Here is a 13,347-nt window from a genome sequence, read left to right as displayed (position 1 = left end):
TCTCGCGGCTTACCGAGACGGTCGTTTACGCCGCACGGTGCAATACCTACCAAATGGCGGAAGTCATGCAATATGGAAGGGTCATTGCCTTGCTGACGATCGAAAAGATCGATACCTGGATTGTCGACGTGCCAACAATCCGCCCGCACGTCCTGTCGATGACGGCGATTCGAAGCCAGGCGATGGTGATCGTTCGTGTGCAATGTTCGGATGGTGTCGTCGGGCTCGGCGAGGGCACCACGATCGGCGGCCTCAGCTATGGTGACGAGAGCCCGGAAGGCATCAAGCTCGCCATCGATACCTATTTCGCCCCGCTGCTCGTAGGCGCTGCGGCGGATTCTCCGGCCGCGGCGATGGCGCTGGTGCGCAAGCATGTCGTCGGCAATCATTTTGCAAAGAACGCAGTGGAAACCGCGCTGCTCGATGCTGCCGCGCAGCGTGCGGGCCTTCCGCTCAGCGAGCTCCTCGGCGGGCGTGTCCGCGATACGCTTCCGGTGCTGTGGACGCTGGCAAGCGGCGTCACCGAAACCGATATCGAAGAGGCCGAGACGATGCTCGAAACGCGTCGGCACCGGATCTTCAAGCTGAAGATCGGCAAGCGCGACGTCGAGGCGGACGTCGCGCACGTCCGCGCGATCAAGCAGGCGCTCGGCGATCGCGCCAGCGTCCGCGTGGATATCAATCAGGCTTGGGACGAGCAGACCGCGCGCCGGGGCATCGCGATGCTCGCGGAGGCGGGCGTTGATCTCGTCGAGCAACCGCTGCCGCGGGCCAACCGCGCCGGGATGCAGCGGCTGACCGCACGCTCGGAAATCCCGATCATGGCGGACGAGGCGTTGCAGGGCCCCGCCGACGCGCTCGATTTCGCCCGCCGCCACGCTGCGGACGTGTTCTCGGTGAAGGCGCCGCAGGCAGGCGGGCTTCATGCCGCCGCGAAGGTCGCTGCCATCGCCGAGGCGGCCGACATCGCGGTCTACGGCGGCACCATGCTCGAAGGCGGCGTCGGCACCATCGCCGCCGCGCACCTCTGCGCGACGTTCGCCGCGCTGCCGTGGGGAACCGAGCTGTTCGGGCCGCTGCTCCTTACCGAGGAGATTCTGGAAACGCCGCCGCTCTATGCCGATTTCGAGCTCGCCGTGCCGCGCGCTCCCGGCCTCGGCATCGCGCTCGATCTCGAAAAGATCGCATTCTTTCGTCGGGACGCACAGCCGCGTCCAACCCTCAGCATCGTAGCAGCGGAGAAGGCCTGATGCTCTTCCAGGTGGAAATGCACGTGCGCGTGCCTGACACGGTCGATCCAGCGCGTTTCGATGCGCTGAAGGCAGAGGAAAAGGCCCGCGCCGAGGCGTTGCAGAAAAGCGGCAAGTGGCGGCATCTTTGGCGCCACGCCGGGCAGTACGCGAACACCAGCATTTTCGATGTGGAAAGCAATGCGGAGCTTCACGAGCTTCTCGTGGGGCTGCCGCTGTTCCCGTTCATGGAAATCCGGGTGACGCCGCTCTGCCGGCACCCGTCCTCCATCCACGCGGACGATCGCTGAGTTTTCGAAATCAGATACCAAGGGGAGAGACGACATGGGTTCCGAACTGGTCCAGAGCGCCGAAATACAAGCTTATCTCGATCGCATTGCCGGGCTCGGCGACACGGGCGGTGACGCCCGCACCAAGGCGATCGTACGCCGGATCGTCTCCGATCTTTTCACCACGATCGATGATTTCGATGTGAGCGCCGAGGAGTTCTGGCACGCGTTGCATTTCATGCAGCAGGCCGCACCCGAATTCGGCCTGATCGCGCCCGGTCTCGGTTTCGATCATTTCCTCGACGTGCGCATGGACATTGCCGATCGTGCAGCGGGTATTTCCGGCGGCACGCCGCGCACGATTGAAGGGCCGCTCTATGTGCCCGGCGCACCGATCGAAAAGGGCCGCGCGCGTCTTGATGACGGCAGCGACTCGGGCGAGGTGCTGATCATGCGCGGGCAGGTGCGCAATGCGCGCGGCAAGCCGGTTGCAGGCGCGATCGTGGACGTGTGGCACGCCAACACGAAGGGCGCCTATTCGACCTTCGATCCCTCGCAGGCGCCCTACAACAACCGCCGCCGTATCGAGACGGATGCCGACGGCCGCTACGTGTTCCGCAGCGTCATCCCCTCCGGCTACAGCGTGCCGCCGCAGGGCAGCACCGATCAGTTGCTCCAGGCGATCGGGCGCCACGGCAACCGGCCCGCGCACATCCATTTTTTCGTGTCGGCTCCCGGCTATCGCCATCTGACGACGCAGATCAACATCAAGGGTGATCCCTATCTCTACGATGATTTCGCCTTCGCCACGCACAACGATCTCATTCCCGAAGTCGTCCGGCGCGATGATCCGGAAGCGATCCACGCCGAGCAGCTCAACGGGCCGTTCAGCGAGATCGATTTCGATTTCGTGCTGCACGACGCGGCGGAAAGCGCGGAAGCCGAATTGATGGCGCGGCACCGCGCCCCGGCACAGGCGGCCTGATGAGAGGCAAGGTCTTTTCTGGCCCGGCAGAAGCGCTCGAAGGTGTGCTGTTCGATGGCATGACGATCATGTCGGGTGGCTTCGGCCTCACCGGCAATCCGGAAAACCTGATCGCCGCGCTTCGCGCCTCCGGCGTGAAGGGGTTGACGATCGTTTCCAACAATTGCGGCGCTGACGGCTTCGGCCTGTGGACGCTGCTCGCGAACGGTCAGATCGCGAAGATGATCTCGTCGTACATCGGCGAGAACAAGTTGTTCGAGCAGCTCTATCTCGATGGGAAGCTGGAACTGGAACTCGTCCCGCAGGGAACGCTTGCCGAGCGCATCCGCGCGGGCGGCGCTGGCATTCCCGCGTTCTTCACGGCAACCGGCGTCGGCACCGTCGTAGCCGAAGGCAAGCCGACCGAGATGTTCGAAGGTCGCCGCTACGTGATGGAACGCTGGCTGCGCGCGGACCTCGCCATCGTCCGCGCGTGGAAGGGTGATCCCGAGGGCAATCTCGTGTTCCGGAAAACCGCGCGCAACTTCAACCCCGTCATGGCGACCGCCGCGAAGGTGACGATCGCTGAGGTCGAGCATCTGGTCCCGGCGGGTTCCATCGCCGCCGACGAAGTGCACACGCCTGGCATCTATGTGGACCGGATCGTCGAGGGCAGGGGTTACGAGCGGCGCATCGAGAAATTGACGACGCGCCCGCGTCCGGTGGCCGCCTGATGCCCTGGACCCGTGAACAGTTGGCGGCCCGCGCCGCGCAGGAGCTCACCGACGGCGACTACGTCAATCTCGGCATCGGCATCCCGACGCTCGTCGCGAATTTCATTCCGCCCGGCATCAGCGTGACGCTGCAAAGCGAGAACGGGATGCTCGGCATGGGGCCGTATCCCTATGAAGGCGAGGAGGATGCCGATCTCGTCAACGCCGGCAAGGAAACGATCACCGAACTCCCCACGTCGAGCTTCTTCTCCTCGGCGGAGAGTTTCGCGATGATCCGGGGCGGCCACATCGATCTCGCGATCCTCGGCGCGATGCAGGTCGGCGCGCGCGGCGACATCGCCAACTGGACGATTCCGGGCAAGATGCTGAAAGGCATGGGCGGCGCGATGGATCTTGTCGCGGGTGTCCGCCGCGTCGTCGTGGTGATGGAGCATTGCAGCCGCAGCGGCGAACCCAAGATCCTGCCGGAATGCACGTTGCCGCTCACCGGCATCGGTGTCGTCGATCTCATCATCACCGATCTTGGCGTCCTCGCCTGCGACAAGGTGAACGGCGGGCTCACTTTGCTGGAATGCGCCCCCGGCGTGACCGCCGCCGAAATCCTCGAACGCACAGGCGCACCCGTCCGGAGGGCCGCATGACGACTGGTATCGCAACACTCGGCGACGGCTGCCGCATCGCGTGGGCGCTCGATGGGCCGGAGGGCACCCCCGTCCTCATGCTGTCGAACTCGCTCGGCACCACGATGGAGATGTGGCGGCCGCAGCTCACAGCGTTCACAGCCCGCTTCCGCGTCCTCCGCTACGACACGCGCGGCCACGGCCGTTCCGATGCGCCGCCGGGCGGCTACGGTCTCGATCGTCTCGGCCGCGATGCCGTCGAGCTTCTGGATGCACTCGGGCTCGGCCGTGTCCATTTCTGTGGTTTGTCACTTGGCGGCATGACCGGGCAATGGCTCGGCGCGCGGGCGCCAGATTGTGTCGATCGTCTGGTCCTCGCCAACACCGCCGCCGTCATGGGCCCGCCCTCGGCATGGGACGCGCGGATCGTAACGGTTCGGCAGCAGGGAATGGCGGCACTCACCGACGCTATCCTCGAACGCTGGTTCACGCCGGAATTCCGCGCCGTGCCCGAAGGTGCCGCGTTCGTCCGCGACCAGCTGCTCGCCACCGATCCGGCGGGCTACGCCGGCTGCTGCGCCGCCATCCGCGACATGGACCTGCGCCCGCTGCTCGGCCGGATCGCCGCGCCGGCGCTCGTCATCACCGGCAGCCGCGACCCCGCGACACCTCCCGCCGACACCACGCTCATCGTGGAGGCGATCCCCGGCGCACGGCAGCTCATGCTGGATGCCGCGCATCTCTCGAACGTCGAACAGCCGGAAGCCTTCACCACCGCCGTTCTCGACTTTCTGGATTGAGGCGGCGTTCTCCCGATTGACATATCCCGTTTGGAAAATGATGATCCTGATCAGGATTGTTTCGGGGAATGGGTCAGGGAGGCGTGCGATGAGGGCAGCACTGGTTTTGGGCGTGGCACTTGCCGCCGGTTTTGCGCAGATCGCCGCTGCGGATGCCCCTGTTGATGCCAGCAAGGTCGAGATGCGCTGGGGCGAGCGAATCCCGCTGCGCGACGGCGTCAAGCTCAGCGCCACCGTCTACCTGCCGAAGGGGCAGGCGGCACCCGCGCCCTGCATCTTCACGCTGACGCCCTACATCGCGCAGAGCTACCACGACCGCGGCGTCTACTTCGCGGCGCACGGCCTGCCGTTCCTCACCGTCGACGTGCGCGGGCGCGGCAACTCCGAAGGCGAATTCCGTCCGCTCATCCAGGAGGCGAAGGACGGCCACGACGTCGTCGAATGGCTGGCGAAGCAGCCCTATTGCAACGGCAAGGTCTCGATGTGGGGCGGCTCCTACGCCGGGTACAACCAGTGGGCGACGGCGAAGGAAGCCCCGCCGCACCTCGCCACCATTATCCCCGTCGCCTCGCCCTATCCGGGCGCCGATTTCCCGGCGCGGAACAACATCGCCTACCCCTATCTGATGCAGTGGCTGACCTTCACGGACGGCAAGGCCTCGCAGGCCAACATCTTCGGCGATGCCGCCTTCTGGGCATCGATCGCCCGCGAACGCTTCGAAAGGGGCGAGGCGTTCAGCACGCTGCCCCGCATCTTCGGCGGCGAGCAGAAGACGCTTGTCGAGTGGATTTCGCACCCTGCGGTCGATGCGTGGTACGACAGCTATGCACCAACGCCCGAGCAGTTCCGAGCGTTCGACATGCCGATCCTCACGATCACCGGCAGCTATGACGGGGACCAGCCCGGCGCTTTCGAATTCTACAAGACGCACATGAAGCTGGGCTCCGAGAAGGCGCGCACGAACCACTACCTCATCGTCGGACCGTGGGACCACGCGGGCACGCGCACGCCGCAGGCAAGCGTCGGCGGGCTGACCTTCGGCCCCGCGAGCCTCGTCGACCTGCCGAAGCTGCATGTCCAGTGGTACAACTGGGCGATGGCGGGCGGCGCGAAGCCGGACTTCCTGCAAAAGCGCGTCGCTTATTACGTGATGGGCGCCGAGCGCTGGCGCTACGCGGACACGCTGGAGGGCGTGACGGCTGAAGAAAAGCCGTTCTTCCTCGATTCGACCGCCAACGCCAACCGCGTGATGGCATCAGGATCGCTCTCGCCGACCTCAGCGGGCAAAGGCAGCGCCGACAGCTACGTCTACGATCCGCGCGACGTCTCGGGCGCCGCGCTCGAAGCGGGCATCGACCCAAGCCTCCTCACCGACCAGACGCTGGTGCTCGCGGCCGACGGCAAGCAGCTCGTCTATCACAGCGCGGCCTTCGACAAGCGCACCGAGGTCTCCGGCTTCTTCCGCCTCTCCGCCTGGATCGCAATCGATCAGCCGGACACGGACTTCCAAGCCTCGGTCTACGAAATCACGCCAGACGGCGGCAGCATCCTGCTGACGAACGATATCCTCCGCGCACGCTACCGCGAGTCGCTCCGTGAAGCGAAGCTCGTCACCTCGAAGGCGCCGCTGCGCTACGATTTCAACCGCTTCACCTTCGTGTCGCGCCAGATCGCGAAGGGCAGCCGCCTTCGCCTCGTCGTCGGGCCGATCAACTCGATCAACACGCAGAAGAACTATAATTCCGGCGGCGTGGTCGCGGACGAAACGATGGCTGACGCCCGGCCCGTCACAGTGAAGCTGCTCCACGACAAGGCGCACCCGAGCGCGCTCTACATCCCGTTCGGTCAGCCCGAGTAGACGCTTAGGACCGCTCGCCATTCAGAAGGTGGCGTGCCGAAAATGGCGGCTCTCCGCGACCCGGAGCGGAGCGTACTAAAAGTACGTGAGCACCGGAAGCGCGGAGAGCCGCCATTTGCAGGCCGTCAGAGCTGAATGGCGAGCGGTCCTAGCGGGCGTTCTGCTTTGCGAACCACGGTTCGAGGAGTGCGATCGCGCGTTCCACCCGGTCGGTGGAGACGGCGAAGCTGAAGCGCATGAAGTGGTGGCCTTCCACCGGATCGAAATCGATGCCGGGCGCCGTGGCGATGCCCGTGTCTTCAAGGATGCGCATGCAGAAGGCCATGGCGTCGTCGGTCAGGTGGCTGATGTCGGCGTAAATGTAGAAGGCACCGTCCGGCGGGGCGATGCGGCGCAGGCCCATTTTCGGCAGCGCCTCCAGCAAGAGGTCGCGGTTCCGCGTGTAGGTCGCGATATGCCCTTCCAGTTCGTCTCGGCATTCAAAGGCGGTGAGCCCTGCGTGCTGTGCGAGCGAAGGCGGCGTCAGGAACAGGTTGCCCATGCGCGCCCGCGCCGCGCCGATGAGTTCCGGCGGCACCACCAGCCAGCCGAGCCGCCAGCCCGCCATGCTGAAGTATTTGGAGAAGCTGTTGACGACGAGCGTGTCGGTCGAGAATTCCAGCATCGAGTGCGCCGGCCCCACGTAGCTGATACCGTGGTAGATCTCGTCGGAGATGATGCGGATGCCGCGGCGGCGGCACACTTCGGTGATCGCGGCGAGTTCGTCCTTCGGGATGATCGTGCCCGTGGGATTGGCCGGGCTCGCGACGATGAGGCCGTCGGGCGCGGGCTCCAGCGCTTCGATTGCGGCGGCGGCGATCTGATAACGCTCCGCCTCGCCGCAGGGCAGCTCCACCGGCACCATGTGCAGCGCTTTCAGCGTGTTGCGGTAAGCGACATACCCGGGCCGCGCGAGCGCGACGCGCGCGCCGGGGTCGAACAGGCAGGAAAGCGCCATCACGAAGGCGGGGGAGGCGCCGTTCGTCAGGATGATCTGCTCGGCGTCGAGCGCGACGCCGTAGGTTTCCTGATAGTGGCGGGCGATACGCGTCTTGAGCGGGATGCTTTCCCAATAGCCCATGCCGTCGGTATCGAGGATGCGGTGCGCCTCGGCAATGGCCTTGGCCGGCGCGCCGGTCGAAGGCTGGCCGAACTCCATGTGGATGACCTGGCGCCCCTCCGCCGAAAGGCGGTGAGCAAGGCGGCTGATGGCAATGGCGTGAAAGGGGTCGATTTCGGCAGTCATGGTTCCCGGTTAGAGGCGCTGAGGGAGTGCCGCAAGGGGTGTCTCGCGCTGCCGTCCGTCCGCCGCTTTTTCTCTGCTTTGTGAATGCTCGATCAATGATTTACGGCTATAGCCCTCGCTGAAGGGGGCTTTATGCTTTTCAACAGTTACGAGTTCATCCTGCTGTTTCTGCCGATCACGGTGGCCGGTTACTTTCTCCTTGGCCGTTTTCGGGAGAAGCGGATCGCCTTCGGATGGCTCGTGGCCGCTTCGCTGTTTTTCTATGCGTGGTGGAATCCGGCATATCTGCCGCTCCTGATCGTGATTGCGGCGTTCAACTACGTGGTCGGCAAGATGCTGTCGCGCCGCCCTTCGCGGGCCTTGCTCGCGTTCGGTATCGGCGTCGATCTCGCGGCGCTCGGCTACTTCAAGTACGCGAACTTCTTCATCACCACTGTCGATGCCGTGACGGGAGCGGACTGGGCCATCGAGCCGATTATCCTGCCGCTTGCGATCTCTTTCTTCACATTCCAGAAAATCGCGTTCCTCGTGGACAGTCACAAGGGGCTTACAAAAGATGTCGGTCCGCTTGAGTATGCCCTCTTCGTGGCGTTTTTCCCTCAGCTCATTGCCGGTCCGATCGTTCACTACCGTGATGTGATCCCCCAGTTCCGCTTGCCGCAGACCTTGCAGCCCTACGCGGAAAACTTCGCGGTGGGCCTCACCATCTTCGCGATCGGGCTGTTCAAGAAGGCGGTGCTGGCGGATGGTATCGCGGTATATGCGACCCCCGTCTTCAATGGGGCCGACGCTGGCGTCGAGCCCGATTTCATGATGGCTTGGGGCGGGGCGCTTGCCTACACGTTCCAGCTCTATTTCGATTTTTCGGGCTATTCGGACATGGCGATCGGCGGCGCCCGCCTGTTCGGTATCAAGCTGCCGGTGAACTTCAACTCGCCTTACAAGGCGCTCGATATCGCCGATTTCTGGCGGCGCTGGCACATGACGCTGTCGCGTTTTCTACGTGAATATCTGTATGTTCCGCTCGGCGGTAACCGGAAGGGGCCCGCCCGCCGCTACGTCAATCTGATGACGACGATGCTGCTCGGCGGTCTCTGGCACGGCGCGGGCTGGACCTTTGTGCTTTGGGGCGGCCTACATGGCCTGTTTCTCGTGATCCATCAGGGATGGCGGCGAATCGTGCCGGAAGCCGCCACGAAAGCACGAAGCTATCGGACGTTCGCGTGGACGCTCACTTTCCTCGTGGTCGTCTTCGCCTGGGTGCCCTTCCGTGCCGTAACGATCGAGGGCGCGGGCCGGATGCTTGCGGGCATGGTTGGGCTTAACGGGTTCAGCGTCCCCGGTGCCATCGCAGCCCGTCTCGGCGGCCTTTGGGATGTGCTTGCAGGGATGGGGATCGAGGAGGGTGGTGGCGGAGCTGTGTTCGTGATGACATGGCTCTGGATTGCCGCGCTTTTTGTCGTGGCCCGGTTTGCGCCCAATACGCAGGATATCATGTCGGCATACGACCCGGCGCTTTATTTCGAACCGTCCGCGCCCCCCAGACGGCGCTGGCAGCCGTCAGTGCGGTGGGCTGTCGGGTGTGGTGTGGCGGCAGGCCTCGGTTTCCTGGCCCTGAGCCAGGTGTCCGAGTTCCTCTATTTCCAGTTCTGAGGCGGATATGCGGCGCTATCTGGTGATCTTTGCCCTCACAGCCACGCTGCTGGTCGCATCGACAGCTCTGCTGGCATGGTTTGTCGATCCCTATGCCTACTGGAACTCTCCGACAGTCGAGGGGATCAATCGCTATCACCCCGCGTCGGGCAAGCATCTGGAAGCGGTCAAGCTGCGGCAGTATGCGCGGCTGTCCCCGAACACGATCATTACCGGCAACAGCCGTGTCGACGTCGGCTTTGATCCGGCCTCTTCCGCTTGGCCGCAGGGCATGCAGCCGGTCTACAACCTCGGCTTCCCCGGCTACGGTGTGGAAGGGGTGGTGCGCACGGTTGAAAAAGCGCTCTTCACCTCGCAGCCGCGAACCATCTTCGTTGGCCTCGACTTCCTCGATTTTCGGCTCGACGGGGATGAACAGGTGCGGACAGAGCGACTGTCCGCGCCCGATTGGCAGGAGCGAGCGGCGCTCGATGCCAAGCTGCTGATCTCGATCGATGCGCTTACCGATACGTTCTCGGCGCTTGCCGAACAGCGGGCGCGATACCCGGCCGATATCACGCCGCAGGGGTTCAACAGCCTCAGCGAGTACCACAGCGTGGTTGATGCCGAAGGCCATGCGGCGCTGTTTCGCCAGCGAAATCGGGAAAACATCAAGGCCTATCTCGAAGGCTCGAAAACGGTTCGCCGGCCAGGCGGCGACAATCCGAACTTCGCCATGCTCCAGCAACTGGTCGAAACGGCGAAGCGCAAGCGTATCGTGCTCGTTTTCTTTACCTATCCCTATCACGCCGACATTCTGCTCAGCTTCCGCTCCAGCGGCCTTTGGCCCGCTTATGAGGATTGGGTTCGCGATCTCGCGGCGTTTTCGGCACGCAATCACGTTCTGACCTATGATTTCACGCGGATCGACGAGGTGACGGGCGAACCCGTGCCGGCACAGGGCGATACGAAGGCCGACATGAAGTGGTATTGGGAAGCGGGCCACTTCAAATCCGCGCTCGGAGACCGCATGATCATGATCATGAACGCGTCGCTCGACGACCGCTTGGTGCTGACGCCTGAAAGTGTGAATGCGCGTCTCTCGGAGCTCCGCGAGGGGCTCGCCGCTTACGGCAAGCAGCACCCCGAGGCGTTGCAGCGCATCGACGAGGCGTTCGAGGACGCGGCGGAGTGAAGCAGGCGCTGCTCGGGTCTATCCGCGCGCTTGGCGGTTTTGCGGCGGCGCGTGCGCTGACCGGGGGAAAGCTGCGCATCCTCTGCTACCACGGCCTCTGGACGCTGGATGCGCGGCCGTTCGGCAACCGCCTGTTCATGCCGCACCGACAGTTCGCGGATCGGATGAAGTGGCTTGCCGCCGCGCCCTATCCCGTGCTGCCGCTCGGCGAAGCGGTCGATATGCTCGCGGAAGACAGGCTGCCGAAGGGCGCCACCGTCATCACCATCGACGACGGCTGGTCCTCCACCTACACGCACATGCTCCCCGCGCTCGAAGCCTGCGGCCTTGCGGCGACCGTCTATGTCTCGACCTATTATGTCGAAAACGATGGCCCGGTGGCGAACGTCGTTGCAAACTATCTCGCCGAGCGCGCGCCTGCAGGCACCTATGACCTCGCCGGTGTGCTCCCCGGCCTCGAAGCGCCGCTCGTGCTCGGCGATGCCGCGAGCCGCGACCGGGCAGGGGACAGGCTGCGCACGGCCGTCGACGACGTTGGCTTCCAGCCCCGCATGGTCGGCCTCGCCGAAGTCGCGAACCGGCTCGGCATGGGTACGGAGCCGTGGTGGTCGGGGCGCCAGTTCCACCTGATGCGCCCTGAAGAGGTGCAGGATGCCGCCCGCCGGGGCCTCGACATCCAGCTCCACACGCACCGACACAAGGGTCTCCACCGCTACGTGGACCACCTGCCGCAGGAACTGGCCGACAACCGCGCTTCGCTCGGCGCCATGCTCGGCGGCGCGCATCAGGACCATTTCTGTTACCCGAGCGGTGGTTTCGACGTGCGCGGGGAGGCCATGCTCGCCGAAGCCGGGATCAAATCCGCGACGCTCGTCACCGAAGGCTTGAACGCGCCGGGCGCGAACCCATATCGCTTGCGGCGGTTTCTGGACGGCCGGACGGTAAGCGAAGCGAGCATCGACGCCTACCTCTCCGGCATCCTCGACATCGCCGAGCGGCTACGCTAAACGCGCCCGCAAATCCGAAAGATCACGTGAGAAGGCGGCGGCGGCATGGCGTCCTACCAGTATAGTTTTGTGATGAAGGGTCTCACCAAGACCTTCCCCGGCGCGCCGAAGCCGGTTCTGAACAACATCCACCTGCAGTTCCTGCCCGGCACCAAGATCGCCATCATCGGCGTCAACGGCGCCGGCAAGTCGACGCTGATGAAGATCATGGCGGGCTACGACAAGGACTTCCAGGGCGAGGCATGGGCCGCCGATGGCGTTCGCGTCGGCTATCTTTCACAGGAGCCGCAGCTCGATCCGACGAAGACGGTCAAGGAAAACGTCATGGACGGCGTCCGCCCGGTCGCCGACATGATGGACCGTTTCAACGAGATTTCGACGATCATGGCCGATCCGCCCGAAGACGCGGACTTCGACGCGCTGATGACCGAGATGGGCGAGCTTCAGGAAAAGATCGACGCCGTTGACGGCTGGACGCTCGACAATCAACTCGAAATCGCCATGGACGCGCTGCGCTGCCCGCCGGGCGATGCCGGCGTCGAGAACCTCTCGGGCGGCGAAAAGCGCCGCGTGGCGCTCTGCCGGCTCCTGCTCGAAAAGCCCGAAGTCCTGCTGCTCGACGAGCCGACCAACCACCTCGACGCGGAAAGCGTGCAGTGGCTGGAAAGCCATCTCATCGAGTATCCGGGCAACGTCATCCTCGTCACCCACGATCGCTACTTCCTCGACAATGTCGTCGGCTGGGTGCTGGAGCTGGACCGCGGCCGCGGCATCCCGTTCGAGGGCAACTACTCCAAGTGGCTTGAAGCGAAGGCCAAGCGCATGGAGCAGGAAGACCGCGAGGAAGAGGGCCGCCAGAAGGCGATCAAGGAAGAGCTGGAGTGGATCCGGCAGTCGCCCAAGGCGCGTCAGACCAAATCCAAGGCGCGTATCAAGGCGTTCGACGAACTCGTTGAAAAGCAGAATGATCGCCGTCCAGGCGGTGCGCAGATCCTCATTCAGATTCCTGAGCGTCTCGGCAGCACGGTGATCGAGGCGAAGGGCCTCACCAAGGCTTACGGCGACAAGCTGCTGTTCGAAAACCTCGAATTCACGCTGCCGCCGGGCGGTATCGTCGGCGTCATCGGCCCGAACGGCGCCGGCAAGTCGACGCTGTTCAAGCTCATCACCGGCCAGGAAACGCCCGATGGCGGCTCGATCAAGATCGGCGACACCGTGAAGCTCGGCTATGTGGACCAGAGCCGCGACCACCTCGATCCGAACAAGAACGTCTGGGAAGAGGTCTCCGGCGGCAACGAGCGCTTCTACTTCGGCAAGCACGACATTTCGACGCGCGCGTATGTGGGCGCCTTCAACTTCAAGGGCGTCGATCAGCAGAAGAAGGTCGGCCAGCTTTCAGGCGGTGAGCGCAACCGCGTTCACATGGCGAAGATGCTGCAAAAGGGCGGTAACGTCCTGCTGCTCGACGAACCGACCAACGACCTCGACGTCGAAACGCTGCGCGCGCTCGAAGAAGCGCTGGAAAACTTCGCCGGCTGCGCCGTGGTCATCAGCCACGATCGCTTCTTCCTCGATCGCCTCGCCACCCACATCCTCGCGTTCGAAGGCGACAGCCACGTCGAATGGTTCGAAGGCAATTTCGAATCCTACGAGGAAGACAAGCGCCGCCGCCTCGGCGACGAAGCCGACCGCCCGCACCGCATGAGCTACAAGAAGCTCACGCGGTAAGAGCC

Annotated in this window: 12 protein-coding genes; 11 read left to right on the top strand and 1 reads right to left on the bottom strand. The window is 64.3% G+C overall.

The window, feature by feature from the left end:
• Positions 1-65 precede the first annotated feature (65 nt).
• From ACE3TJ_RS03590 to ACE3TJ_RS03560, 7 genes are all read left to right on the top strand, one after another.
• Positions 66-1,250 (top strand): muconate/chloromuconate family cycloisomerase, encoded by a 1,185-nt coding sequence (locus ACE3TJ_RS03590; protein WP_374593923.1) that lies wholly within the window; start codon positions 66-68, stop codon positions 1,248-1,250.
• Positions 1,250-1,540, top strand: a complete 291-nt coding sequence (gene catC / locus ACE3TJ_RS03585; RefSeq protein WP_374593921.1) for a muconolactone Delta-isomerase — start codon at positions 1,250-1,252, stop codon at positions 1,538-1,540. Before ACE3TJ_RS03590 ends, catC begins: the two co-directional genes overlap by 1 nt.
• A gap of 34 nt (positions 1,541-1,574) precedes the next feature.
• On the top strand, positions 1,575-2,504 hold the full coding sequence (gene catA, locus ACE3TJ_RS03580; protein ID WP_374593919.1) for a catechol 1,2-dioxygenase: 930 nt from the start codon (positions 1,575-1,577) through the stop codon (positions 2,502-2,504).
• Positions 2,504-3,217, top strand: coding sequence for a CoA transferase subunit A (locus tag ACE3TJ_RS03575; protein WP_374593917.1), 714 nt, complete (start codon positions 2,504-2,506; stop codon positions 3,215-3,217). Before catA ends, ACE3TJ_RS03575 begins: the two co-directional genes overlap by 1 nt.
• A complete protein-coding gene (locus ACE3TJ_RS03570; RefSeq protein ID WP_374593915.1) occupies positions 3,217-3,858 on the top strand; it encodes a 3-oxoacid CoA-transferase subunit B in 642 nt (213 codons plus the stop codon). Before ACE3TJ_RS03575 ends, ACE3TJ_RS03570 begins: the two co-directional genes overlap by 1 nt.
• On the top strand, positions 3,855-4,637 hold the full coding sequence (gene pcaD / locus ACE3TJ_RS03565; RefSeq protein ID WP_374593912.1) for a 3-oxoadipate enol-lactonase: 783 nt from the start codon (positions 3,855-3,857) through the stop codon (positions 4,635-4,637). The genes ACE3TJ_RS03570 and pcaD overlap by 4 nt, the downstream gene beginning before the upstream one ends.
• An 88-nt stretch (positions 4,638-4,725) precedes the next feature.
• On the top strand, positions 4,726-6,495 hold the full coding sequence (locus ACE3TJ_RS03560) for a CocE/NonD family hydrolase (RefSeq protein ID WP_374593910.1): 1,770 nt from the start codon (positions 4,726-4,728) through the stop codon (positions 6,493-6,495).
• 148 nt (positions 6,496-6,643) lie between these two features.
• On the opposite strand, the gene ACE3TJ_RS03555 is transcribed toward ACE3TJ_RS03560, so the two are convergent.
• A complete protein-coding gene (locus ACE3TJ_RS03555) occupies positions 6,644-7,780 on the bottom strand; it encodes an aminotransferase class I/II-fold pyridoxal phosphate-dependent enzyme (protein ID WP_374593908.1) in 1,137 nt (378 codons plus the stop codon).
• A gap of 132 nt (positions 7,781-7,912) precedes the next feature.
• On the opposite strand from ACE3TJ_RS03555, the gene ACE3TJ_RS03550 reads away from it, so the two are divergent.
• Genes ACE3TJ_RS03550 through ettA form a run of 4 tightly spaced genes read left to right on the top strand, consistent with a single transcriptional unit; the run spans position 7,913 to position 13,342 of the window.
• Positions 7,913-9,433, top strand: a complete 1,521-nt coding sequence (locus ACE3TJ_RS03550; RefSeq protein WP_374593906.1) for an MBOAT family protein — start codon at positions 7,913-7,915, stop codon at positions 9,431-9,433.
• A 7-nt stretch (positions 9,434-9,440) separates the two neighbouring features.
• Positions 9,441-10,607, top strand: coding sequence for a hypothetical protein (locus ACE3TJ_RS03545; protein ID WP_374593904.1), 1,167 nt, complete (start codon positions 9,441-9,443; stop codon positions 10,605-10,607).
• Positions 10,604-11,614, top strand: coding sequence for a polysaccharide deacetylase family protein (locus ACE3TJ_RS03540; RefSeq protein WP_374593902.1), 1,011 nt, complete (start codon positions 10,604-10,606; stop codon positions 11,612-11,614). The genes ACE3TJ_RS03545 and ACE3TJ_RS03540 overlap by 4 nt, the downstream gene beginning before the upstream one ends.
• A gap of 45 nt (positions 11,615-11,659) precedes the next feature.
• On the top strand, positions 11,660-13,342 hold the full coding sequence (gene ettA / locus ACE3TJ_RS03535; protein WP_374593900.1) for an energy-dependent translational throttle protein EttA: 1,683 nt from the start codon (positions 11,660-11,662) through the stop codon (positions 13,340-13,342).
• Positions 13,343-13,347: the final 5 nt, after the last annotated feature.

The sequence above is a fragment of the Sphingosinicella sp. genome, assembly GCF_041916975.1.
GTDB lineage: Bacteria > Pseudomonadota > Alphaproteobacteria > Sphingomonadales > Sphingomonadaceae > Sphingosinicella.
Note: the sequence above shows the minus strand (reverse complement) of the source record. Positions and strands in the feature narration are given on the sequence as shown.

Excerpts from the sequence above, each read along its gene's own strand:
- ACE3TJ_RS03555 (WP_374593908.1), bottom strand. The coding sequence starts at position 7,780 with ATGACTGCCGAAATCGACCCCTTTCACGCCATTGCCATCAGCCGCCTT.
- pcaD (WP_374593912.1), top strand. The coding sequence starts at position 3,855 with ATGACGACTGGTATCGCAACACTCGGCGACGGCTGCCGCATCGCGTGG.
- ACE3TJ_RS03575 (WP_374593917.1), top strand. The coding sequence starts at position 2,504 with ATGAGAGGCAAGGTCTTTTCTGGCCCGGCAGAAGCGCTCGAAGGTGTG.
- ACE3TJ_RS03545 (WP_374593904.1), top strand. The coding sequence starts at position 9,441 with ATGCGGCGCTATCTGGTGATCTTTGCCCTCACAGCCACGCTGCTGGTC.
- catA (WP_374593919.1), top strand. The coding sequence starts at position 1,575 with ATGGGTTCCGAACTGGTCCAGAGCGCCGAAATACAAGCTTATCTCGAT.
- ACE3TJ_RS03590 (WP_374593923.1), top strand. The coding sequence starts at position 66 with ATGCAATATGGAAGGGTCATTGCCTTGCTGACGATCGAAAAGATCGAT.
- ettA (WP_374593900.1), top strand. The coding sequence starts at position 11,660 with ATGGCGTCCTACCAGTATAGTTTTGTGATGAAGGGTCTCACCAAGACC.
- catC (WP_374593921.1), top strand. The coding sequence starts at position 1,250 with ATGCTCTTCCAGGTGGAAATGCACGTGCGCGTGCCTGACACGGTCGAT.
- ACE3TJ_RS03560 (WP_374593910.1), top strand. The coding sequence starts at position 4,726 with ATGAGGGCAGCACTGGTTTTGGGCGTGGCACTTGCCGCCGGTTTTGCG.
- ACE3TJ_RS03550 (WP_374593906.1), top strand. The coding sequence starts at position 7,913 with ATGCTTTTCAACAGTTACGAGTTCATCCTGCTGTTTCTGCCGATCACG.
- ACE3TJ_RS03570 (WP_374593915.1), top strand. The coding sequence starts at position 3,217 with ATGCCCTGGACCCGTGAACAGTTGGCGGCCCGCGCCGCGCAGGAGCTC.